Raw genomic sequence first — 25,076 nt, forward strand, 5'->3', positions numbered from 1 at the left:
ACTGAAATCAGAAATTTAAGGTACTTCTACAACGAAACCATCTGACATTGTTCCCAATCGTCTCAACAAAGTAAGATCTGTATTTTCAGAGATAAACCGGACGGCTCCATCACCGAATCCAAAATGTGCGCCGCCAGTATGCAAGCTTCCTACCTGTCCCCAGCTATTCAAATTTCCCACAGATGGTTTCGTCGCCCCTGTAGGAACATCCCAAACATTGATTCCCGGATCTACATCTCCACCAGTCGTTACCCACCCTCGCATCCCCCAGGCAGGTGGCTCTCCATTCGCAACAGTGCGGGTTGTTTCGCAAACCATAATCGTATTAGAACTGCCGTCTTTAATATCACTTATTTTTGCCCTGCTGTTTTCGCCGAAGATTTTCCTCGCAGTAACAGCCTGACCTGCCCAGATATTACAAGAAATTGTCTGATCCGCACTTAATTCATAATTGGTTTTTGCGGGACCTGGCGCTACTGAAGTTCCATAAGGCGCTCCCGTTCCCAAATGAGTGGTTCCATCATCGGAAGGACAGAGAAAGACATCTAAGAGAATAATCATTTCGTCTGCATTATCAGCAGGATTTCCTGCTAATGGAACTCCACTTCCCCCATAACTGCAACAGTAACCTGTATTCTGGGCACTATTAGCCGTAGCCTGATTAATTTGATTGTAGAGTGGAGCCTGATCCAGGAACGGAAGCAATAAAGACAAACCATTTTTATTATGCGTCGTTCGTCCTACTCTTTGTGCCGCTGTAGTAGTACACCATCCGTAATTGATCCCCGCCGGTGGAAACACGCGATGCGTTTCATGATAGTTGTGCAGCGCCAATGAAATCTGTTTCACCTTATTCTTACAACTGGCGCGCCGGGCAGCTTCGCGGGCTTGTTGCACTGCAGGAAGCAAAAGCGCAATTAAGATTGCGATAATAGCAATCACCACAAGTAACTCAATTAATGTAAAACCGAGTCGTCGAGAGGGGCCTGGTCTCATGAATCTCTCCTCGTACTAAATTTAATAGATAAGATAAATCTTGATAATATGACACTTGGCGCTGGTCTTAGTAAAACACCTCATCAAATTTATACAAAAGTAAAAATGTCGAATTTAAATTAAGATTAAATCTATAAATATCAATTAATTCATCTAACTCATAAACAAGATAATTAATATACATAAGTATTAATTATAAAGTATATAAAGTTATACAGTACAATCAACTTTTTTCACCCCGAATTAATTTTAATTACTAATAAATGCGGATAATTGAACGCCAATCATATTATGAACCAGAAGCCTCTTGCCTCTAAAGCATGCACATTCACAAATGAGGAATTGGAATGTGCGCGAGAACCAAATCAGGGCATGACGTAAGAATGCTCAAGATTATGCTGAGTTCACATTGATGAAATCGGCTCAACATGGGAAAGAAAAAGCAAAGTAAAAAAGAACGAGCAGTGCTCTGCAACTTTGCTTTAATTGAGTACCGAGGGCTGAGAGTAAGATAGTGATCACGAAAAAGTAAGCAGATCACACTAAAGAAATGAAAATCAGTGCTGTAGCGGTAAGAACAAATAAGAGCATCGAGGCACAACCGGACTTCATCGTGATGTTATATTTCAAAATCAATTCTTCGATAGCCTCTTTGGACTCCTTCAAACCAGCGCCGGTAGACTCCCGATAGACTTTGATCGCCTCAATTTTCTTTCCTTCCCTGAGCGACTGTACAATCCGCTCAACGACTTCAGAATGATTGCTCATTTCTTCTGAATTGGACTGGTCGTGACTTGAATCTTCCATTTTAAAGATCTCTCAGAAAAGAACGATGATCACAGTAAACCATTAACCGTTTTACCATTTAACGTGATTGCAGTTCAAGAAATCATTAACAGATTTATCAACTTCACTCTTTTATAGAAACTTCGTTCCTTTAAGAAGCAATAGCACAGCCTGAACTGCGATGGCCCCTTTTTTGCAAATCCCCTTCTAGTCTCTGACTGCAAACACTCGACATCAGAGTTTTCATCTCATCAAGAGATACTTCCTGTAAATTGATATTCAATTCCAGTAACCGATCAACAACGGCATTGATGAGTTCAATGCTATTAGAAGCTGGTGATAAACCATCGCTCAATTCATCCATGACCTGATCTGTCATAACTTTACTTCCTTCTAAATTTCTTGACTTTTTCATGTTGCGATTCACAGCATCGAGCCTCAAAGTTCGTGTATGGCTGTGGCTTCCCTTCAGCGGAAAAGCTTTATTCATTAAAAGCTATTGAATCGCAATGACTGTTCCAAACTGACAGAAAAAAATCGATTCACAATTTTCATTACCATAAACGCTTTTATAATCAGCGTCTGGGAGCACGACTTACATTGGTAAAACTCACAATAGCTCTCTAGCCATTCAGCGAGTGTCCTAAAATCGCGACATTTTTACATCAAGATGATAACTATTACGAAACCATGAGTTTCATCGTTTTTTAGCTAAAGTCTTGACTTATTGCTTGTTTGTTTTCCCATAATAACAGACAACTCAAGTCTACATTGAGTTCGCAGCCGATACTGGTCTAAGCATCAATTGCCCTCCAAGAATCCAAACAAATCTATGCCCGAATGACTCCAAAGCAATATCGTCTAAAGAATTCAACGGTTGAGGGCAGGGCGTGAAGAGCGTTTCTGATCCCACCACTCTATTGCCTGCTCACGTTCCTCTATTGTTTCCTCGAGAAGAGAAGCCAAAAGTTTTCGCTGAGCAGCACTCAGAGCTAATCCTCTCCGTTTCATTGTGTGGTCTGCGAGTTCGAAGAGCATCAAAATGTCAATTTGACTATCGATTCGCCCAAACCAAAATCGCGAAAACGAAGGAATATGTTTAGGTAGTAATTCTCCAACAGGGAGCACCATCGACATCACACCAACTGACGTCCCTGTATTAAACAAGCTGTTCAATCCTGTCTTAGCATGATCACCAATATAACAGCCTACCTTAACCGCATTTGTTTCTACAGGAATGCCTGCTAAAGGCACCTTGACTTCCGAGTAATCGTTTTTGAGATCACTATTACTGGTTTGTGCTCCCAAATTGACCCAAGGACAAATATATGAATGCCCTAAAAAGCCATCATGGTATTTGTTTACGTATCCATGCACGATTGTCTGTTCAATTTCTCCGCCAAGTCGACAGTGCGGACCGGCTGTTGTTCCTGCTTTGATATTTGCCCGAAAGAGTTGAGTTCCTTCCCCTATAAAAGCAGGTCCTTCAATACGGGTAAATGCCTGAATTTTGGCATCGTGATCAATCACAATTGGTCCCGTACGTGTGTCAAGAACTACGAAAGGATCAATCTCTGCAGACGAAGACAACCTCACTAAGTCAGGTTGCCCCACAATGGTTAAATTCTTCGCATCCCCATGATATTGGTCAGTTGATAAGTTCAATGAATAATCGGCTTGTATCTGGCGATGATTTTGGTTCACTAGATCCCAAGGATAATTAAGTTCTACCCCCGTTACCTCAACCTTCTTTCTTGTTGATGCGATCTTTTTGATGGCATCGTCCCAGGCAGTCGTTGTCAGCAGAGCAGACTCTTCTGGTTCCAATAGTAAATACGCAACAGATTCTCCCATTATCCCAACAGTCTCAGAAGAAACGTGAGAAAGCTGGTTGATTTCCTCGTTTGTGGGAAGCCAACGACCATTAATCAACAGGGTTGAACCTTCACTTAACCAAATCGCATCATTGATTTGGGCATCAGGAAACTGCTCTCTGTAGACTTCAACGAGAGCAGGACGAATTAAGACACCCCACTCGTCGACCTGAGTCGATTTTAATAATCGCTCTCGAGAAGTGTACTGTCCACACAACAATTCAAACACCGGTCTCATTAAAGAAATCGGAGAGAATTGGAGAGCGGAATTATCCTCAAATATGGCAAGCCGCATTACCTTGCACTTCCCTGTGCCAAATCAGCATTAAAATAGTGATTTAAGTTCCCAAACAAACAACGGGTTAAAATGTCGTTTTTGCTCGCGCAGAAGTCATATCATAAATATCTAAATGAGAAAAGGGGGGTTCAAATTTGAAAGACATTAATAAAAAACGCCCTGAAATTCAGGGCGTTTTAGAACGTAAGTTAAGAAATCTATTATTTTTTGTATTTTGGACATGAACTGCTTAGTTTGTCACAGTCCGTCCTGCCAATGAATAGATCGCCGACTGGCACTCAGACATCTTGGCATACCTATCCGAAATTCCTAATACGGTTTCTGCGGCTCCTAGTAACAAAGTACCTGAAGAATTCATCTGGTTACTAATGCGATCTAATATATCCTTCTTCACATCAGGCTCAAAATAGATTAAAACGTTTCGGCAAAATACAATGTCAAACATTCCCAAATGCTGGAAATCTTCCAGGAGATTTAAATGCTTCCATTGCATACTAATCCCAGGATCTGCTTTGATCTTCCAGCCTTGTTCATTTTGTTCAAAATATTTCATCAAAAGCTGAACTGGTAAACCCCGCTGAACTTCGAATTGGGAATACACTCCCGTTTCGGCTCGATCCAACGCTTTTGAACACAAATCTGTTCCCACGATTTGAATATTCCAATCAGCTAGTTCCGGAAAGTGCTCCCGCAAGGTCATAACTATGCTGTATGATTCCTGACCATTAGAACAAGCAGAACTCCAGATTCTTAATTTCTGTGTCGCTCTTCGCTCAGCGATTAGATTTGGCAATATCTCGTTTTTGAGTTCATCAAAAGGACGTCTATCACGAAAGAAAGATGACTCGTTCGTTGTCATCGCTTCCATCACGTCTTTTTCCAGAGTTTTGTCTAACCGACTTCTCAAACTGAGTACAAGATCTTCAATGCCGTTCATTCCATGGGATTGTGCCAGAGGAATCAGGCGTGCTTCCAACAAGTACTCTTTATTCTCACCAAGAGAAAGTCCTGTTGTTTCCAATAAAAAATTTGTAATATATTTATAATCTTCGGGAGACACGAGATCACCACTTTCTATTAAGAACAAAGTCGGACGAGTTCAGGAGCAATATTCCTGAGAGGTAAAACCTGATTGGCAATTCCTGCATTTGCAATTGCACCGGGCATTCCCCAAACAACACTACTCTGTTCATCTTGTACGATAATATAACCTTGACGCTCACTAATTGATTGCGCTCCTTCAATGCCATCGTCTCCCATTCCTGTCAACATCACTGCCAGTACGGAACTGCCATACCATTTTGCTGCCGAAGCATACAAAGGGTTAACAGAAGGCCGGCAGAAATGTTCGGGAGCATCTTGATTCAAACGAATCACCATTCGATCATCTTGTTTATCAACCACCATATGAAAATCGCCAGGAGCGATATAAATACGGCCTCTTTCTATCAGTTCTCCATCTACGGCTTCTGCTGTAGGTCGCTTTGTTTCACGTTCAATATGCTCAGCCAACGTCTTTGTAAACAAAGGTGGCATATGCTGCGCAATTAATATCGGTAATGAAAAATTTGCTGGTATTGCAGATAACACCGATTTGAGTGCATTGGGACCACCTGTACTTGACCCAATGACCAACACCATCGGAGTCTTTATAGGCTGCTTTACAACTTTTGTTGAATGGCTGATCTCACGTGACTGAGAAGTTTGATTACTTCCAGCCAAAGCCTTTATCAAAGGAATCAAAGTTCGTGCAACTTGCTCAATCGCCTCTGACGCATTTGTCGCAACTGGTTTCTGAACACAACCTGCTGCTCCCAAATCAAGTGCCTGCAAAGTCACTTCGGCTCCTTCACGTGTCAGAGCACTAGCCATAATGACCGGAATATCAGGATAATCCTGTTTGAGTTGTTTCAAACAGGCAATCCCATCCATGACAGGCATTTCCACGTCGAGAACAATCACATCAGCCTGGTTTTTACCAAGCCAGGTGAGTGCCGTCTGCCCATGCATCGCAGTACCAACAACCTCAATGTCACGATCAGAATTGACCGCTTGAGTCATTAATCCTCGAATCACAGCAGAGTCGTCGACCAAAAGAACTTTGATGATCGACTGGCTCACAGAACACCCGTTTCTTCCAATTTGTCACGAACAATGTCTTCTGTAAACGGTTTCATAATATACTCGTTCGCACCTGCCTGCATGGCCTGCACGATTTGAGGCATATCATTTTCCGTTGTACACATCACAACAATTGGTTGTTTGGCGCGATCATCGGCCCTGAGAGCTGTTAAAAATTCCATGCCATCCATAATTGGCATATTCCAATCCAGCAATACTGCATCCAGATCAGGATTCGCTCTGGCTACTTCCAGAGCCTGCTTGCCATCTTCTGCTTCCAGCACTTCGAGTCCAAGAGTCCCCATCATGCGGCGTCCTACAAGCCGGACTGCCCTGGAATCATCAACAAGTAATATCGTTTTCATTTTCACCGGTCTCCCAGTTGTAAAATAATTATTATTAATCTCCATCACCTCAGAGTTCACTGAAGCAAATGGTTTTTCAATCTATCTTCAGAAGTCTAGAACACGATTGAGAGGGAAAAGCGATCAAACCCTGATTTCCTTCAATTTCATCTGTTTTGAGTTCTATCCCTCAATAAATCGACAAATTTCCCAGAAAAAACCGCCATGCCAAACAGGGAAATGTAAACTTATGTTCAACACGGCGGTAATTAGTTATCGAAATACGAGCTAGCCAGCTTAGATTGCTCTCATACGTTTCAGGAATGCGGCTGCGGCTTCGTCGAGCTTCACAGATTCCTGTGTTAACCCTTGTGCGGCAGTCTGCATATCATTGGCAGCGGTTCCGCTATCGGTTGCTGCCTGAGATACGCCTGAAATGTTATTTGTTACTTCAGCTGTACCACGAGCGGCTTCAGCAACATTGCGTGAGATCTCATTGGTCGCTGCCGTCTGTTCTTCAACAGCACTCGCGATGGTTGTTGAGATTTCATTGATCTTGCCAATGCTATCGCCAATGGAACCAATAGCTGTGACAGCGACATTTGTCGAGCCTTGAATCGCATTGATTTTTTCGCTGATCTCTTCCGTAGCACGAGCTGTCTGACGAGCCAGTTCTTTGACTTCATTCGCAACCACCGCAAACCCTTTTCCGGCTTCTCCGGCACGAGCGGCCTCGATAGTTGCATTCAAAGCGAGTAAGTTCGTCTGTTGAGCAATCGAAGTAATTACTTTGACTACCTGTCCAATCTCGCTACTGGCATCACCAAGTTCTTTAATCGTGTTATTCGTGCTTTCCGCTTCGTTCACAGCCTGAGACGTCATATGCGACTGCTCTTGTACGTGACGAGCAATTTCGCTGATCGAGGCACTTAATTCTTCTGCCGCCGAAGAAACCGTTTCCACATTCCGAGTTGCTTCTTCACTGGCTGCGGCGACAACCTGCGACTGGCGTGCGGTATTGTCAGCCATATCGGACAGACTCTTCGAGCTGACTTCCATTTCAGTAGCAGAGGAAGTCACCACTCCCACAATGCCCTGAATTTCAGATTCAAAATCATCTGCCAATTTCACTTGATCTGTAATGACAGACCAGGAAATCATAGGGCCAATATAATTATTGTCTTTATCCAAGATCGCAGTCGCTAAAAGATCAAGCGTATGTTCTCCCAGCTTGATTTTCGCACGATGCGGCATATTCGAAGGATCTGCCAGCAAACGCCTTTGCATTTCCGGATTCTTATGGAAGATATCAATGCTCTGTCCCACCAGCTGATCCACCGGTTTTGGTAACAGGTGCTCGATCTCTTTTAATTGCTTATAGGAAGCAGGATTCATATAAACAAGCTCAAAGTCCTTATTTGCTAACAGAACATTGATCGGGATGGTATCCATCATATTCTGAACGCGAGCCATCTCATTTTCGAGTCTAAGTTTTTCTGTGATCACTTCCCAGGTCACCATCGGACCAATGTAATTCCCATCCTTATCGGTTACAGCGCTGACCAACAGATCCAGTTTTTCGGGACCGACTTCAATCACAGCTCGTGAGGGAAGATTGGACGGATCCCCCAAAATCCCCCTTTGATAGGCAGGGTTTTTGTGGAAGATATCAATATTCTGGCCCACGAGATTTTCTGCTTTGACAGGTAAGAACTGCTGCAGAGCACTCAATTGTTTAACTGAAGCCGGGTTGACGTAGGTAATTTCCAAATCTGTATTCGCCAGCATCACATTGACGGGAATATTTTCCATCATGTTCTGAACACGAACCATTTCACTTTCGAGTCTAAGTTTTTCTGTGATCACTTCCCAGGTCACCATCGGACCAATGTATTTTCCTTCTCCATCAGTTACCGGACTGACCAGTAAGTCCAGTTTTTCGGGACCAACTTGTATCGTTGCCCGCGAAGGAAGATTAGATGGATCATTCAGAATCCCTCTCTGGTAGGCAGGATCCTTATGGAAAATATCAATATTTTGACCAACAAGATTTTCTACTTTAACAGGTAAAAACTGTTCAAGGCTCTTTAATTTTTCAACCGAGGCTGGGTTGACATAGGTAATTTCCAAATCTGTATTCGCCAGCATGACATTGACGGGAATATTATCCATCATGCTCTGAACGCGTTCCGCCGCTTCTTCGGTCGATTTTCTGGTAGTCACATTTTCCCAAACGATGATTGTTCCTGCAGCGGTACCATTTGAAGAATTGGCTTGAGTCAGATTAAGCTCAATATGTTGCTCACCTAATTGGGCAGTGATCGACTTTCCACTAGTAGCGCCTTGAATTGCGGATTGCAGTTCGGGAATTTTCTGAAACAGTTGATTAATTGTTCCACCCACAAGTTGTTGAGGTCCAACTCCCAATTCAGTACTGAGCCCCTCAATCAACTCTTGTCCTTTTTGGTTCAGGTAAGTAACCGTCCCCTCCGTGTTCAAAAACAGAGTGGCTTGGGGACTGTGTTCCACAATCCCATAAAACTGCTCAAGATTTTGCGACTGTTCAGTAGCCGCGCTCTGATCTGTATTTTGTACTGAATCAATCGACATATCACTATTCTCCTTGGGATTTTTGATCTGCTCTTCAGACCTTGATGGTAGTTCGGTTTGTAGTTGGGTTTGAATCTCTGAGGACTCGGGAGTTTCTTGAACAGACTCCTCATCTTCAAAGTTGGCTCTCTCTGAGCCTGATACAACCGCCGATTGAAGCTGTTTTGCGCGACTAGAGTCTTTGGCACCTTCAATCATGATTGTTGCAACTGCTTCGAGTGCCTGACGCCAGCACTCTTCCAGCTCTTCGTTCCATGCCTCTTCAGCAAACTCGGCCAATACACTAAGTAAAGTACTCGTAACTGGTGGATAATCATCATCCTGGACTCCCATGTCTCCATGTTGTTTCCCAAGATTTTTCAAGACCTTGGTTAACGCTTCAGGAGTCTCGAGAGATTTCAATACAAGCACAAGTGCCTGTATCAACTTACCACGCTGCTCTGAAAAATCAGTATGGGTAAAGTATCGCAACAAATCTGGATAATCTTCGAACAGCTTTTCATAAAATCGCTCTGCCAACTGATCAGCACGAGGTGCCACCAGTTCAAACGATTCTCGGAGTGCAGTAACATTTAAATCCACGGGAATGGCCCTTAAAAATCAGCCGAATAAAAAATTGAGTATGACTCATTCAAAATTCAAAATTGTTTCCACATCTAGAATGACAAACAGGCCTTCTTCCAATTGAAAAACACCAATCGTGACAGACCGCCAATGCGGATCCAGTGTTCTGGGAACCGGTTCCATCGAGCGTCCTGAAACATTGATTACATCCCCCACTTCATCTACCAGCAGGCTGAATGACTCTTCTCCCATCCGAGTCACGACATTCATGGAATTATCGTCTTCCAGATCAGGCAAACCCAATCGTTTTCTCAAACTGACTGCTGTAACAATCTGCCCTCGAAGATTTAAAAGTCCTTTAATCTCAGCTCTTGAAAGAGGTGTGGGAGAAATGACTTGTTCGGTAAGTACTTCCTGGACCATGTTGACTGGCACGCCGAGTAACTGGCCATCAACCCGGAACGAAACGTACTGGTTTGAATAATCGAGTTGCGATTCCATTCCGTGACTTGAATCGGTTTCCATTTCCGCTGTGCTCATGCATTTACTCCTGCGTCTACTGCCATTTGGGCAAAGCAACCATCCAAACAAGAAATCAGTTCATGCGAATTGAATTTAACCAGAAACTGATCAAATCCAACATCTGCCGCTCTTGACTGGTTAGCAGAACTATTTGAAGACGTTAAAGCGAGGGTGCTAATATTTTTGGTAGTCTCCTGACCTTTGAGCCATTCACAAAATTCAAAGCCATCCATCATGGGTAAATCGATATCTGTGATTACTGCGTGAAACTGTGAATCTCTTTCCAAAAGCTCCATCGCACTAATACAGCTATCACTGGTTACAACTGAATAGCCTTCGGTCTCGAGAGCTGTTGCCACTAACTGGCGGAAGAACATGGAATCATCAACCACTAACACTCGAAACGTTTTTTTGTCTTCCACACTCTCAAACCAGTTTGGTGTAGAACGTGTAACATAATACTGTGTATCAATGACATCGATCGCATTTTTAGCAATGATTGCTGTTCCCAGGACTCCTGGTCGATCTGACTGCATACGAATTACAAATTGTTCATCAATAATGTCTTTAATTTCATTGACCATGAGCCCCATTGATCGATTGTTATCTGAGAACACAATTACCGGCTGTGGATCAATTGGCTCGCCACCTCCGTATCCAGTTCCTTCCACAGAGAGCAGTGGAAGTAGGTCCTCACGATATTGAACAACCTTTTGGCCACCATTGTGTTCGATACTAGCCTGTGGAAATTCTTCCAGACGTGCAACCAGCGAGAGTGGAACCGCCATTGTCTCATCTTCCCCAACACTGAAGAGCAGCATGCTGATTGTATCACTATCAGCACCTGTATTTGCCTCTTCCGCGGTCGATTGAGAATGGGCAGCACTACCACCACATTTATTAAAGATCCCACCTACATCCAGAATCATCACAACACTGCCATCTCCTAGAATTGTGGTGCCTTGGTAAAGCCCAATGTTTTTTAAGAGTCGACCTACAGGCTTGACTACAATTTCTTCGGTGTCAAAAATCCGGGACACAATAAGTCCAAACTGATCTTCGCCCACCTGAACTACAACGATGTTTGTATCATCCAAATCATCGTCGTCTAATTTCGTCTCTTCGAGACCAAGTACTTCGTTTAAATGGACCAGAGGCAGCAATCGATCACGTAAACGGAAGACCTCTTTATTGTGAATAGTTTCGATTTTCTCACGATCTTCAGCAGACAAACGAACCAGTTCAACGACCCCCAACTGAGGTATCGCGAACGGCTGTCCGCCACTCTCTAATACCAGGGCAGAGACAATCGCCAACGTCAGAGGAATTTTGATTCGGACCACAGTCCCTTTTCCAATTTTGGAAGAGAGATCAACGGTTCCCCCAATTTTTTCGATCTGGGTGCGAACAACGTCCATTCCAACACCACGACCAGAAACAGAACTGATTTTTTCAGCTGTTGAAAAACCAGCATGAAAAATCATTGAATAGATATGACTATCCGAAACACTATTAGCATCTGCTTCATTAATTAATCCCTGAGCGATAGCTTTTGCCAAAACCTTATCTCGGCTGATGCCTGCACCATCGTCCTGGATTTCAATAATAACGTGACCACCTTCGTGATACGCATTTAAATGAATCGTTCCAGATTCTGACTTTCCATTTGCTTTACGTTCTTCCGGTGATTCAATTCCATGATCGGCTGAATTCCTGACCATGTGAGTCAGAGGGTCCTTGATGGCATCCAAAACCGTTCGGTCCAACTCGGTTTCGGCCCCAGTCATGACCAATTCGATATGCTTATTTGTAACTTGCGATAAGTCGCGAACTAAACGGGGTAACTTGTTCCATGCATTCCCAATCGGCTGCATGCGTGTTTTCATGACCCCTTCCTGCAAATCTGTCGTTACTCGATTTAAGAGTGTGATCGGAGCCGCATATTTGGACTCTTCATCACCGCGTGCCAATTGCAACAATTGATTCCTTGTTAAAACTAATTCACCAACCAAGTTCATCAAGCTATCAACAACGTTGACGTTCACACGAATCGATAGATCTGCGACACTGACCTTTGATGATTTTGCAGCTGCATCTCCTTCAGAAGTTGATGATGGGGTTGCAGCAGGCGTTGGAGGCGGAGTCGGAGGAGGTACAGGAGTTTCTGATTCAGTCTCAGCTTCTATTTCAGAACTGGGGGAGACAGATTCGGTAACCTGTTCTTCTGATGAAACACCTTCAGTTCCTGCTGCTTCTGCCTGTGAGGTTTCGGAAGATTCTGTTGAATTCGATTCTGTATCGGCAGACGATGATGGCTCAGGCTCAGATTGTTCTTGACCAGAAGAACTGTCTGAAGATCCAGAAGCACATTTTGCTAATTGATCCAACATATCAATTAACGCGGAATTGTCTGTTGTTGGTTCTTCACCAGTGGCTTCAAGACCTTCCAGCAGTGATTTGATCTGATCTATACCCTCGAGTACTAATGAGATTGCACCAGGGGAAATATCCAGTAACCCTTCTCGCATCTTACCAAGGACATTCTCGGCGGAATGGGCCACAGACCCCAAATTGGTAAGACCTAGAAACCCACATGTCCCTTTAATCGTGTGGATCGTACGAAAGATACTGGCAATCAGATCAGCATTTTGAGGATCTTTTTCCAGTTCAACGATTTCTGAGTCTAATTGCCCTAAATTTTCCCAGCTTTCTGCCAAGAATTCCTGCAGAATATCGTCCATCAGCCCGTCCTGGTGATAAGGGAACGAAAAGTGAATTATGAAAATTTGGAGAAGAGATTTAAGTCACTAATTTATAAGATCTTATCAACAAGATTTTATATACAGACAACCAATACATTCCCCGTAATTGGGAGCATTCTCCTCAGATACACTATCGTCACTTCTGTTGAACCCCCTTGAGGTTGGATTACTGTTAGACTTAGAGGGAGGGGAATCCTCTTGAAAAAAAGTTGTCACAAAACACATGCGAACACTGACTTTCTCTCAAAATGTCAAATCGTTAAGAAAATTCAGTTATTAAGAAGCTGAAGCGACTCATTGCGTTCGGTTGTGTGAGTCTGTCTCGCCTATTACAATCCACCCCGGTTGAAAGACATCCGGTAACCGCAATCAGACCACTCGGAATTGTTTTCCTTCGTGGTTACCGTCAACAATAAATATATATTATTTGAAGTAAGGAGTTTGTACTGTGGCTGCAGTAAAGGTTGGTATCAATGGTTTTGGACGCATTGGTCGTATTACATTTAGAGCACTTGCGGCTCGTCCCGAGGAATTTGAAGTCGTTGCCATTAACGACTTGGGAGACCCCAAAAAACTGGCGCTACTTTTAAAATACGATAGTGTTCAAGGACGCTTCCCGGGGACAGTCGACGTTGAAGGAAACACACTGATTGTTAACGGCAAAAAAGTCCAGGTCTGTGCAGAACGCGACCCTCGTAAGCTCCCCTGGAAAGAGCTAGGAGTTGAAGTCGCGCTAGAGTCAACAGGTTTCTTCACCAATCGGGAATCAGATGATAAACCAGGCTATGACAGCCACCTCACTGCAGGTGCTCGAAAAGTAGTCATTTCTGCTCCTGCTAAAGATGCTCCTGACCTGACAGTAGTATTCGGCGTTAACGATGATCAATTAAATGCTGATCATATATGTGTTTCCAATGCCAGTTGTACGACAAACTGCCTCGCTCCCATGGCAAAAGTCATTCATGAGAACTTTGGAATTGAGCATGGACTTATGACGACAGTCCATGCTTACACAAACGACCAAAGGGTTTCAGATCAACTTCATGCCGACCCGCTAAGAGCTCGAGCTGCTGGAATCAATATTATTCCAACAACGACAGGTGCTGCTAAAGCGGTTGGGCTTGTACTGCCAGAATTGAATGGAAAACTAACGGGTCTCAGCCTTCGAGTCCCTGTCCCTGTTGGTAGTATTACTGATTTAGTCGTAACTTTAAGTAAAGATGCGACTGCAGAAGATGTGAACGCAGCTATGAAAGCTGCAGCAGAGGGCCCACTTAAAGGAATCCTCGAATATAATACTGACCCGATTGTCTCCAGCGATATTGTTGGTAATCCTCACAGCTCAATCTTTGATGCTACCTGGACCACTCAAATTGGTGGAAATATGATCAAGGTATTAAGCTGGTACGACAATGAATATGGTTATTCAAATCGAACTGCCGATATGATTGCTCGTCTAGCACAACTATAGCCATGCGATGTTAATATTGCCTGACATTTATGGTATGTAATCAAAATTCAGCCGAGGTGGTACGCATCTCGGCTGTTTTTCCACACTAGAAAAAGTGTACATTCAACCATACTTTAAAACTTTCGACTAGACGTTGCCTTAAAAGATCGTCAAAATACCTCGCTTATATTATGATGTCGCTTATCCAGATACGAAGTATCAAGCCCAACAAAGATTCAACGACTTAGAATTGAAGACCATTCCCAGATTCTATGACTTATTTCGACATAAATAATAAATTGAAATCTCAGTTGCCAGTGATTGCCCCTTCAATGCTAAAGTGTGATTTCGGGAATCTACAAAGAGAAATTACGCTTTTAGAAACGGCTGAAGCACAGGTACTCCATTGGGATGTAATGGATGGGCATTTTGTCCCCAATCTTTCCTACGGGGCTCTATTGATCGAACGTGTCAGACCTTTGACTAAAATGTTCTTCGATGCTCATTTGATGATCAGCAACCCCGAAAAGTATATTGATGATTACATCGCTGCCGGTTGCAATTCCATTACGATACACATTGAGGCAGTTCCGAACCCTAATGATTTATTGCAACATCTCGACAAATCTGGCGTACTACCAGGACTGGCAATCAATCCAAAGACTCCAGTGAATGTAATAGAACCTTTTCTCGAATTATGTGGGTTAGTCCTTGTGATGAGCGTCGAGCCTGGGTTTGGTGGCCAGTCATTCATAAACTCAAGCCTGCAAAAAATAAAACAGCTCAAAAAAATGATCTCCGAAGACACCATACTTTCCGTCGATGGAGGAATCGGAATGGATACGATTGCAAAAACAGCCCATGCTGGCGCAAATTATTTTGTTGTCGGAAGCGCGATATTTAACCAGAGCGATTATTCGATTGCCGTTAGTGAACTGGTGCAAAAGGCCAGGAACGAAACGGCTTCCTTTACATAACATAGAGACTAAAAACAATGCCAACAGTGGTACTTATCCGTCCTGGTTGTACTGACTTTGATCGAGATGAGCGGATTCAAGGAACCTTGGACCTTCCCCTGAACGAAAAAGGGGAAGAACAAGTTAAAAATCTCGTGTCGAAAATTGAAGATTTTGGTATTGAGACCATCATTACCTCTTCTTCTGAACCCGCACTTTCAACATCTGCACAATTAGGTGAGAATCTCGGCGTCCCTGTAAAAGAGAAAGCAGGATTGAAGAACCTAAATCAAGGGCTCTGGCAAGGTCTCGAGTATGAAGAAGTTCGCCGAAAATACCCCAAACTATTCAAACAGTGGGCTGAATCTCCAGAAACGGTATGTCCTCCTGAAGGTGAATTGGCATCAGAGGCTGTTAAGCGGGTCCAAAAAACACTTCAGAAGTACTTAAAAAAGAAACAAAACTTTGCGATTGTCGCTTCAGAGCCTCTGGCTTCAATTATTTCCAACGTCTTACGAAATAATAAAGAAGAACAGATCTCATTTGAGCATAATGGGCGATCTTGTCAGGATGAATTATTTGAAATTCTTGAATCACCCCCGAAAAAAAGTGATTTAACACAAGTAAGCTCTGACGATCAATCACTACAGAAGGGGGCGCATGAAGATAACGAACCTCCATTACAAAAAGTGGCAGTTCGAGGAGGCCAAATAAAATGAGTTCTACGCCCAAATCTAACATCGATTCATGGTTAAGCCATTCTTCTCGCCCAAAGCGAGGCGTTCCAGAAGGTTTATGGTTACGCTGTACTTCTTGTAACGCAACGGTCTTCAGAAAGCAGGTTGAACAAGGATTGGGACTTTGCCCTGAATGCGACCATCATTTTTATATTTCTGCCTATACCCGTATCCAACAACTACTTGATCCAGATAGTTTTGAAGAATGGTTTACAAATTTAACTGCAGGTGACCCATTAGAATTTGCAGATAAGAATAAAACATACAAAGATCGACTCGTTATTGAACAGAAGAAAACGGGAATGAAAGATGCCTGTGTCGTAGGGCGCGGATATATGCGAGGCCGCCCCCTTGTCGTTGGTATCACAGACTCCTCTTTCATCATGGGTAGTATGGGTTCTGTTGTAGGAGAAAAACTGACTCGAGCAATCGAAAACGCGACTGAATTGAAACTTCCACTGATTATTATTAGTGGCTCTGGAGGAGGCGCACGAATGCACGAGGGAATTTTCTCTTTAATGCAAATGGGTAAAGTCTCGGCAGCATTAGGACGTTATCAGGAAAAGGGCGGGTTATTCATCTCGGTATTAACAAACCCGACAATGGGCGGCGTTGCTGCCAGCTTCGCTTCTCTGGGAGATATTGTCGTTGCTGAGCCAAAGGCTCTAGTAGGCTTTGCCGGCCCGCGTGTTGTACAAGCGACGGTAAAAATGACGCTTCCCGACGGTTTTCAAACTAGTGAATTTCTGCTTGAACATGGATTTGTTGATCGGATTATCTCCAGACCCCGACTTCGATCTGAATTGGCACGCCTCATCGATTACTGCGTCTGATTTGAAGTGGAAACTCGCTTTATTTTGAAATAATGCTCTAGGCTATCACCAATCTGGTGAAACTTCAGGTTTAGAATCCAGCGCTTTTGGTAGCGCCCGCTTTGCGTCTGCTTACGAAGCCAATTATACTATCTGTGTTGGGCTGATTAATTTCTTATGAGCTTAGGATTCAGAATGATCCTGAATCCACTCCTTGCTTTCTGGTGGATGCATGAATTTTCTTAATCGATTCTTTTCAAAAGAGCCCAAAATACCACGCGTCAATATTAAAAAACGCTTTGAGTTGATTGGACGCGTAGGGCAGGGAAGCATGTCCAAAGTATGGCGGGCCAGAGACTCACAATCCGGAAGAGTTGTGGCTCTTAAAGTATTGCATAAACAAAAAACATTAGAGCTCGAATCCCGTTTTGTCGGACTTAATAAACCAAAAGAAGGAGAAATTGCTGTTCAGCTGAATCATCCTCATATTGTTAAAACTTTTGAGCATGGTCTTACAACCGAAGGTGAACAATTCCTGGTTATGGAATTCGTTGAAGGCTATAGCCTTAGTTTTTTGGTAGAAGCACAAAATGAGGATATGCGTACGAATTGCCTGAAATATATGATTCAGCTCGGAGAGGCCATTAAGCATTTCCATGAAGAAAACTGGATTCATAGGGATATCTGTCCGCGAAATATTCTGGTAAGTAATGACCACGAATTAAAGCTGATTGACTTTGGATTAGTTGTTCCGAATACAGGTCCCTTTCTCCAACCAGGAAACCGCACGGGAACTGCAGCCTACATGGCTCCAGAACTCATCAAACGCCAAAAAACAAGCCAGAAAATAGATATCTTCTCATACTCAGTAACATGTTACGAGATGCTCACTAAAAGATTACCTTGGGAAGCAGCAGAAACACTGGACGCAGTTCTACAACACATCAACACTCCACCAGAAAGTATTCAACAACTTCTGCCGAATCTCAATCCACAGGTGGCAGATGCGATCATGAAAGGACTGGAGCTCTATCCGCAAGATCGCTGGCAAACCATTGAAGATATGTTAAAACCTCTGAGAGCCGCATTAAAGGTAAATCAAAAACTTGTTGAGTCAAAGACAACTCCATCACTTCAGGCCGATCACTCAACTCCAAAAACTTCTTCAAAACCCAAAAGAAAAAGAAGCGTTTCTGACAAACCAACTCATAGAGCAAATCGGCGCCGTAAATCTAAGAAGAAAAATAAAACTTCTGATTCTTTTGATTTGCGTCAGGATCAAACACCCCCAGAAGTAGAATCACCGGTACTCTCAGATCGACAAGAACAACAAGCTCAGGATCCCGCTGTAAAATCCAATCGTCCACCAAAGAAAAAAACTTCTTCCAAACCTATTCCTAAAAATCCTGACGAGACTATCTGAAATCATCTCATCTAAAATTGATAATTACACGATGATATAGATTTAGTATTTGTTTCATATTTTACCAATTGATCAAGTTCATGCCCCTTTCTCCCAGTTCGAACCAATCTCAGCATTTGTTATCACTTAATGCAGCCCAACGTGAAGCAGCCACAACACTCTTAGGACCGCTTCTCGTTTTAGCAGGAGCAGGTACTGGAAAAACCAGAGTGATTACTTATCGCATGGTAGAGCTCATTCGAAATGGTGTTTCGCCGGACAAAATACTCTCTGTTACATTCACGAATAAAGCGGCGCGCGAAATGCAGGAGCGGACAGCAGATCTATTGGGAAAAAGACCGTCCGCCAAGCCCTTTATTTCTACATTCCATTCGCTCTGTGTTCGTATTCTGAGAGAAGAAATTTCCCTGCTGGGCTACCCTCAAAAGTTTGTAATTTATGACCGGGGAGATCAAGAATCTGCGGCACGTTCTGCATTAAGAGATATACGGGTCACTGACAAAAGCCTACGTCCTGGTGATCTTCTTACGCGTATCAGCGGCTGGAAAATGTCTAATGTTACACCAGAAGAAGCAACGAACTATACCGAAAATGACTTTGACTTTCTGGCCGCAATGGCATATCGAAAATATCAGACCAAACTGCGATCAAGCGGCGCTGTAGACTTTGATGATTTGTTAATGTTGACGAATGAACTTTTTTCGAAGTTTCCCGAAGTGCTGGAAAGAAGCCAGGGTAAGTTCGAGTATGTTCAAATTGATGAGTATCAAGATACAAATCTCTCCCAATTCAATCTGATTCGTGCACTTGTAAAGCCGCATCAAAACTTATGCGTTGTCGGCGATGACGACCAATCTATTTATGGTTGGCGTGGAGCTGAAGTACGGCATATTCTTGGTTTTCAACAACAGTTCCCTGGTGCAAGTGTAGTACGACTTGAAAACAACTATCGTTGTACAGACAAAATTATAGATCTTGCCAATCGTCTTGTTTCCCATAATCGTGATCGACACAAAAAACAATTAATCGCACATAAAAAACAGGGTTCACCCGTTCGATTTCTCGAACTATCTGATGAACTAACCGAAGCAGAAAAAGTGGTTGGTGAAATTCGATATCTGCACGAATCTCAAGATATTCCCTTACGTGATTTTGCGATTCTCTTTCGTACGAATGAACAACCGAGAGTTTTTGAAACAGAATTTCGTCGTACCAATGTACGTTATCAACTTATTGGTAGTCAGTCATTTTTTGATCGTCGTGAGATTCGCGATTTATTAGCATACCTGAAAACACTAGCATTCCCGCATGATGAACTATCCATGCTAAGAATTATTAATACTCCTGCACGTGGAATTGGAAATAGTACAATCGAAAAACTCGTGAACCAATCTGTGAAAGGAGGAAGTCACTTTTGGGACACAGTCGCCTCAGCACAAAAAACGAATGAACTCAGCAGTCGTGCTAGTACGGCTTTGGATGGATTTCATAATCTGCTAAAACAATTTCGTTCACGCTTAAATCGAAAACCCGATGATCTTGCAGTAATCATGCAAGACTTAATTAAAGAGATTGATTATGAATCAGAAATAAAAAAACAATACAAAACATCAGAGCAGCAACAGGCAAGAATCGTCGTTCTGGAACAATTTATTGAATCAATCAAAGAATACTGTCAGCGAACCAGTGATCCAACCCCAATCGGTTTTCTAGAAGAAACGGCATTGGGAGACCGAGACAATTTGAACGAAAAAGAAGATCAGCTGGCACAAGATGCGGTCAAGTTGATGACTTTGCATAGTGCCAAGGGACTTGAATTTCCGCGGGTTTATTTGGTCGGTATGGAAGAAGGCCTGTTGCCGCATAAACGCTCAGTAGAGGGAACTGATTCTGAGATTGCAGAAGAAAGACGGGTCGCCTATGTCGGCATCACTCGTGCCCAAGACTACTTGACCTTAAGTCGCGCTGCCACACGAACCAAGTGGGGAAAAAAGCAACCCACACTTCCATCTCGATTTCTATTTGAAATGCAAAGCACCGAGGAAGATTGAAGGACTTTCAGACGTGCTCTCTAATTAGAATTCTCTACATGGGCCCGTTTATGTTTTATTAATTGCTGGTTGTAATAACCAATCATTTCTTTACGAGTGAGCATTCCCAGCAGAATTCCGGGGTCATTCTGATCTACAACAGGTAATGCCTCGACATTGATCGCAGTAAATCGTTGTAAAGCTGTATTCAAATCATCATCAGGGCTGATCTTCGCAAAATCGGGTTTCATGATATCACGTGCCAGAGCCAACTTCCAAATCGTCTCATCATACAAGTAAGCCCGTACATCATCCTCAGAAAAAATTCCGACCATTTTCCCGTCCTTGTCAATCACAGGAAAATAATGTTGCTGTGTTCCAGCTAGGGAATGTACGATTTCATCCAATGATTTGGATTCAGGAATTAACTGTATCTTTCTTCCTGGATCAAATACGTCCGAAATGCGACTACCTTCAAGAACATCAACTAGAAAGTCCCCACGATGCGCGGGTGAGTCAAGTCGACTGGGATACTGCTTTTGATACAGATGCACTTTCTGGCAGAGTACAAAACACAATGTTGACGCGAGCATGGTCGGTAATAGCAGGGCATAATTCCCAGTAATTTCAGAAACCATAATAATCGTCGATATCGGTGCATGCGCAGCCCCGGCAAAGAATCCAGCCATTCCAACAAGACCAAATGCTTCTGGTTGTGTGATTAAATCAGGCCAAAGCTGCTGAAAAAAGAGGCCCGTTGCCGTACCTACACAACCACCAATAATCATCGATGGGCCAAAAACGCCTCCAGAGCCTCCTGATCCAATCGTCAACGATGTCGTAAATATTTTCACAAAGGCAATAGAGAGCAAGAGGGGAATCCCCAAACTTTTTGCTGAAGTCAATGCATCTTGGAGAAAACCATATCCCGTTGATAGAACTGCTAATGCACGCACATCCTTGCCGTAAAGATAATACATCCCAATACCAACCAACCCAGTTAAAAAGGCCCCGATCGCTGGTCTAAACATAGGCTTAATTGGTAATTTTTTGAATAACCCGGCCGTGCCATAAAATGTCTTAACGTAAAATGCCGCAGAGAGGCTAAGGATAATTGACAAAATCGTGTAGGGAATTAATTCTCCGTGAGAATCAACACTATGATGTAAGCCATTACCAAAAAGAGGTAAAAATTGGAGGTCCGCCGGTAATGAAAGGCAATAGACGGAGTAAGCAATAATAGAAGACATCGCTGCAGGAACGATGACATCAGACTCGAAATCAGCGTCACTATAGAGAATCTCTGCGGCGAATAACGCTCCCGCCAGAGGAGCACGAAAAATCGCTCCAATACCTGCACCGACTCCCGCCGCCAGTAAAATCCTACGATCGCGTTCTGAAAGCTTTAAAGCGGATGCTACCCATGAACCAAAACCAGCACCGATTTGCGCAATTGGTCCTTCGCGTCCGCCAGACCCTCCTGTTCCCAAAGTCAGCGCGGAAGCAATCGTTTTGACAATCGGAACACGGAGAGGAATCATTCCACGTTTCGTATGAAAGGCGTCAATCGCAGCGTCTGTTCCATGGCCTTCTGCTTCCGGAGCAAAATTGTAGACGATAACCCCTGAAGCCAATCCTCCTAAGGTAATGATCAGTAACACTAACCAAGGCGAAAAGATTGCCTCGTTTCCTTCGGTTTCAAATATAGTATGTTCGCCGATTGTTTGTGGATCATCAAAGCCGGCAATAGAAACAAGAGAATAATGTTCGACAAACTGAATCAGGGCATCGAAGGTGATTGCCCCAAGACCTGCCACAATTCCAATCAGACAGGAAAGAACAAACCATTTGCCACTGGTTCTCAGATCAAAGAATTTGAGTAGTGAACTCAATTTTTTAATAGGTATCATTTTTAATTTACAATAAAACCAGACGTTATTGTCGTGAGGAAATTCCTAAGAATACTGAAGAAAATTGTATTGTTTCACCTTTAGAAGTGCAGGCTTGATCAAGTCTTCGTGATTTTTTATTTTTCAGACTCAGCTATACAGTCTATTAGCGACTTGGCGACTTCAAAGGAGTTTGTCATACTTTACAGGGTTTTAACGGAGTTGCATCTCCATTTCGATATATTTTATTTGAGTCAACGTGGAAATTTCCCAGTTTTATTTAGGTATCGAAACATCAGAACGAAGCGGATCAATTGCGATCCTCAGTTCTGCCCAGCAAATTGTGCAAAATAAATTACAGCAACAGGGACGAAAACACGCGCAAACTCTGGTCGCTGAAGTAAAAAAACTATTAAATCAACTGGAATTAAGTCCTGACCAAATTACCGGCATTGGTGTGAGCATAGGACCTGGCAGCTTTACGGGATTGAGAATTGGCGCCACTTTCGCAAAAACATTCGGATACGTAACCGGTTGTCCCGTAATCGGAATTGATACATTTGAGGCAATTGCCCTGAATTGCCCGCCTGAAATTAGTGAAACCTATGTGATATCCAATGCACAACGAGGCGATCTTTTTGTTGGCAAGTATGTAAAAATCTCAGAATATCAGTGGCAAAGAAGTTCTGAGATTGCATTATGGGAGATTGACAGGTTTTGCCATAGTCTAAAACCAAGAGATACCATCAACGGTCCTGGAATCGAGTTACTCCAGACATCATTGCTACCAGAGTGTCGGATACTACAGCCAGAATATAGAAATCCGACTGCATCAAAAATCTCGCTGATTACAGCTCAAATCCTACAGAAATCTCAGCCTGCAGAATATGCTTCCCTCAATGAGGTATGGGATCTAACCCCTTTTTATCTGAGGAAAAGTGCGGCCGAAGAAAAATGGGACGCCCGGCAAAAAAATGACAACGAAAATTATAAATAAACCCTGTCTCTCCAATATGATCTGTGATAAATAGCACGAAAAACAGTTAATAAATTGAGATTTCTCATTTTCTCGAAACAATTTCAAGAACACACTCTCACACCGAATCTTCGTTGGCTATAATATGAGATAAGAAAATGTTCGATTTCAGACTTACGAGTTTATATACTACCATGACAAACTTGCGAGAGTCTTCTTTTGCTCGTCACTCGTTACCTTTTCACTTTTTCCATTCTTCAGACTGGAGTTGAATTATGGCTCTTTATGAGATTGAAACAAACGCTCATATCATGGTGGGTTGGGCAAATACTCAAGAGGAAGCGGAAAATGCTGCTCAAGAGAATTATCCCGAAGATGAGATTCTGAGGGTCACTCGCCGTCCTCGTGATATGTGGGTCATTTCAAAGCGTCTGCTAGGTATTGAAGGGCACACTGAACCTTGTGATATGGCTCGTGAATGTCTTTTCCGTGCCTCAGGTGATAAAGTACATGCCATTAGACTTTATATGCGAGACACAGGGTCTGATCTGCATGAGGCACAACTGGCAATCGAAACCAATATGTCAGTTGGTTGGTAGCCTCCCAGACTAATTCTCAACTTAATACTACACTAGCAAAAGTGGATTGACTTCAATTCAATGATCATACAAGGAACTCTTGTCAGTTCTTCAGGCACAGGGAACAACCAAATTCGAATCGAAGACGATCGGATTGTTGAGGTAGGCTCAAACCTGGGTATAGCAGATTTCTCTTTTTCAGAGCATTGCCTCATTTTTGCTGGCATGGGTGACATCCATATCCATGCCCGAGATGATATTGGCGAATCTCAAACCTATAAAGAAGATTTTTGTACCGCAAGTGCTGCAGCAATTAATGGTGGTGTTGTACATGTTGCTGACATGCCCAATAATCCTGTTCCTCCTATCACAGATGAAAGCTACCGAGAAAAGGTACTACATCTGGAAAAACGAAATCCTACAATTCATTTCACGCTTTATGCAGGCATCGGACCGGGAACGAAACCACTCTCGTTTGCAGTTCCTTATAAAGCGTATATGGGCCCCAGCGTTGGAGATCTTTATTTCAAGACTCTGGAGCAACTTGATGAAACCCTTTCTCATTATCGTGGCGCTAACGTAAGCTTTCATTGTGAAGATCCTGTTTTACTAGAAGAACATGCTGCTGCAGCCACACATGAAGAGAGAAGACCTCCGGAATGTGAAGTTTCCGCGACACGATTCGCTCTCCAAATGATTGAAAAGTATGATCTCAAAGGAAAATTATGCCATTATTCTGTAGGTGAAGGGTTACCATTAATTCGGGAAGCGAGAAGCCGTGGCGTAAATGTCACCTGTGAAGTAACCCCCCATCATTTGTATTTTGATCAATCTGATCTAACTGATCAAAACCGTGGGAAAATGCAAATGAATCCACCATTGCGTACCATTTCAGATCGTCAGGCGATGCTGGATGCACTTCGTGATGGGACTCTAGATTATCTCGCTACCGACCATGCTCCCCACACTCTGGACGAAAACGAGCAGGGGGTTTCAGGACAACCTCACCTGGATACTTACGGTGCGTTTGTGACCTGGCTGATACTCGATCAAAAATTCTCCCCACAGCAAGCGGCTAGCTTTTGTTCTGAAAACCCCGGAAACTTTGTAAATCCTTACGTTGCTCCCAAGAAGTTCGGAAAAATCGAAGCTGGATATACAGCAAGCCTGACTGTGCTCAACATGAAAGAGCCGATTACAATCCAGCGCGAGGACATGAAAACCAAATGCGGTTGGTCTCCTTTTGAAGGAATCACATTCCCCGGTTCCGTCGAATCAGTCTTTGTAGAAGGCCAAAAAGTACGCTGAGACCACCTATTTAAAGAGGCGTAAAAAAAGCGACCCTGAC

20 protein-coding genes are annotated in these 25,076 nt (G+C 43.1%); 9 read left to right on the forward strand and 11 right to left on the reverse strand.

The window, feature by feature from the left end:
• Positions 1-15 precede the first annotated feature (15 nt).
• The 10 genes from V144x_RS16155 to V144x_RS16200 all read right to left on the reverse strand — a co-directional run bounded on the left by V144x_RS16155 (position 16) and on the right by V144x_RS16200 (position 12,856).
• A complete protein-coding gene (locus V144x_RS16155; RefSeq protein WP_144986155.1) occupies positions 16-996 on the reverse strand; it encodes a DUF1559 domain-containing protein in 981 nt (326 codons plus the stop codon).
• 537 nt (positions 997-1,533) lie between these two features.
• Entirely contained in the window at positions 1,534-1,803 is a 270-nt protein-coding gene (locus tag V144x_RS16160; RefSeq protein WP_144986156.1) for a ribosomal protein L7/L12, read from the reverse strand.
• 130 nt (positions 1,804-1,933) lie between these two features.
• Positions 1,934-2,161: a hypothetical protein gene (locus tag V144x_RS16165; RefSeq protein WP_144986157.1), complete on the reverse strand. Its 228-nt coding sequence runs from the start codon at positions 2,159-2,161 to the stop codon at positions 1,934-1,936.
• Positions 2,162-2,652: 491 nt separating this feature from the next.
• Positions 2,653-3,951, reverse strand: coding sequence for a putative sugar nucleotidyl transferase (locus V144x_RS16170; RefSeq protein ID WP_144986158.1), 1,299 nt, complete (start codon positions 3,949-3,951; stop codon positions 2,653-2,655).
• A 232-nt stretch (positions 3,952-4,183) separates the two neighbouring features.
• Entirely contained in the window at positions 4,184-5,014 is an 831-nt protein-coding gene (locus tag V144x_RS16175; RefSeq protein WP_232102548.1) for a CheR family methyltransferase, read from the reverse strand.
• A gap of 17 nt (positions 5,015-5,031) precedes the next feature.
• Positions 5,032-6,075, reverse strand: coding sequence for a protein-glutamate methylesterase/protein-glutamine glutaminase (locus tag V144x_RS16180; protein ID WP_144986160.1), 1,044 nt, complete (start codon positions 6,073-6,075; stop codon positions 5,032-5,034).
• Positions 6,072-6,440, reverse strand: coding sequence for a response regulator (locus V144x_RS16185; protein ID WP_144986161.1), 369 nt, complete (start codon positions 6,438-6,440; stop codon positions 6,072-6,074). Before V144x_RS16185 ends, V144x_RS16180 begins: the two co-directional genes overlap by 4 nt.
• Positions 6,441-6,716: 276 nt before the next feature.
• Positions 6,717-9,611 (reverse strand): methyl-accepting chemotaxis protein, encoded by a 2,895-nt coding sequence (locus V144x_RS16190; RefSeq protein WP_144986162.1) that lies wholly within the window; start codon positions 9,609-9,611, stop codon positions 6,717-6,719.
• Between the two features lie 45 nt (positions 9,612-9,656).
• Entirely contained in the window at positions 9,657-10,133 is a 477-nt protein-coding gene (locus V144x_RS16195; RefSeq protein WP_232102549.1) for a chemotaxis protein CheW, read from the reverse strand.
• Positions 10,130-12,856, reverse strand: a complete 2,727-nt coding sequence (locus V144x_RS16200) for a chemotaxis protein CheW (RefSeq protein ID WP_144986163.1) — start codon at positions 12,854-12,856, stop codon at positions 10,130-10,132. The genes V144x_RS16195 and V144x_RS16200 overlap by 4 nt, the downstream gene beginning before the upstream one ends.
• Before the next feature lie 469 nt (positions 12,857-13,325).
• On the opposite strand from V144x_RS16200, the gene gap reads away from it, so the two are divergent.
• From gap to V144x_RS16230, 6 genes are all read left to right on the forward strand, one after another.
• Complete coding sequence (gene gap, locus V144x_RS16205) at positions 13,326-14,348, forward strand: type I glyceraldehyde-3-phosphate dehydrogenase (RefSeq protein ID WP_144986164.1); 1,023 nt, start codon at positions 13,326-13,328, stop codon at positions 14,346-14,348.
• A 278-nt stretch (positions 14,349-14,626) separates the two neighbouring features.
• Complete coding sequence (gene rpe / locus V144x_RS16210) at positions 14,627-15,304, forward strand: ribulose-phosphate 3-epimerase (protein WP_232102550.1); 678 nt, start codon at positions 14,627-14,629, stop codon at positions 15,302-15,304.
• A 17-nt stretch (positions 15,305-15,321) separates the two neighbouring features.
• Entirely contained in the window at positions 15,322-16,002 is a 681-nt protein-coding gene (locus V144x_RS16215; protein ID WP_144986166.1) for a histidine phosphatase family protein, read from the forward strand.
• Positions 15,999-16,853: an acetyl-CoA carboxylase, carboxyltransferase subunit beta gene (accD, locus tag V144x_RS16220; protein ID WP_144986167.1), complete on the forward strand. Its 855-nt coding sequence runs from the start codon at positions 15,999-16,001 to the stop codon at positions 16,851-16,853. The genes V144x_RS16215 and accD overlap by 4 nt, the downstream gene beginning before the upstream one ends.
• A 211-nt stretch (positions 16,854-17,064) precedes the next feature.
• A complete protein-coding gene (locus tag V144x_RS16225) occupies positions 17,065-18,255 on the forward strand; it encodes a serine/threonine protein kinase (protein ID WP_144986168.1) in 1,191 nt (396 codons plus the stop codon).
• An 80-nt stretch (positions 18,256-18,335) separates the two neighbouring features.
• The gene (locus tag V144x_RS16230; protein ID WP_144986169.1) at positions 18,336-20,306 is read left to right on the forward strand and encodes an ATP-dependent helicase; all 1,971 of its coding nucleotides are present in this window, start codon (positions 18,336-18,338) and stop codon (positions 20,304-20,306) included.
• 20 nt (positions 20,307-20,326) lie between these two features.
• Here V144x_RS16230 and V144x_RS16235 read toward each other — a convergent pair whose 3' ends face one another.
• A complete protein-coding gene (locus V144x_RS16235; protein ID WP_144990957.1) occupies positions 20,327-22,186 on the reverse strand; it encodes a chloride channel protein in 1,860 nt (619 codons plus the stop codon).
• A 247-nt stretch (positions 22,187-22,433) separates the two neighbouring features.
• Between V144x_RS16235 and tsaB the strand changes: the two genes are divergently transcribed.
• The 3 genes from tsaB to V144x_RS16250 all read left to right on the forward strand — a co-directional run bounded on the left by tsaB (position 22,434) and on the right by V144x_RS16250 (position 25,036).
• Complete coding sequence (gene tsaB, locus V144x_RS16240) at positions 22,434-23,171, forward strand: tRNA (adenosine(37)-N6)-threonylcarbamoyltransferase complex dimerization subunit type 1 TsaB (protein WP_144986170.1); 738 nt, start codon at positions 22,434-22,436, stop codon at positions 23,169-23,171.
• A 254-nt stretch (positions 23,172-23,425) separates the two neighbouring features.
• The gene (locus V144x_RS16245) at positions 23,426-23,749 is read left to right on the forward strand and encodes a DUF6793 family protein (protein WP_144986171.1); all 324 of its coding nucleotides are present in this window, start codon (positions 23,426-23,428) and stop codon (positions 23,747-23,749) included.
• A gap of 60 nt (positions 23,750-23,809) precedes the next feature.
• Positions 23,810-25,036, forward strand: coding sequence for an amidohydrolase family protein (locus tag V144x_RS16250; RefSeq protein ID WP_144986172.1), 1,227 nt, complete (start codon positions 23,810-23,812; stop codon positions 25,034-25,036).
• Positions 25,037-25,076 lie beyond the last annotated feature (40 nt).

The organism is Gimesia aquarii (assembly GCF_007748195.1).
Classification (GTDB): domain Bacteria; phylum Planctomycetota; class Planctomycetia; order Planctomycetales; family Planctomycetaceae; genus Gimesia; species Gimesia aquarii.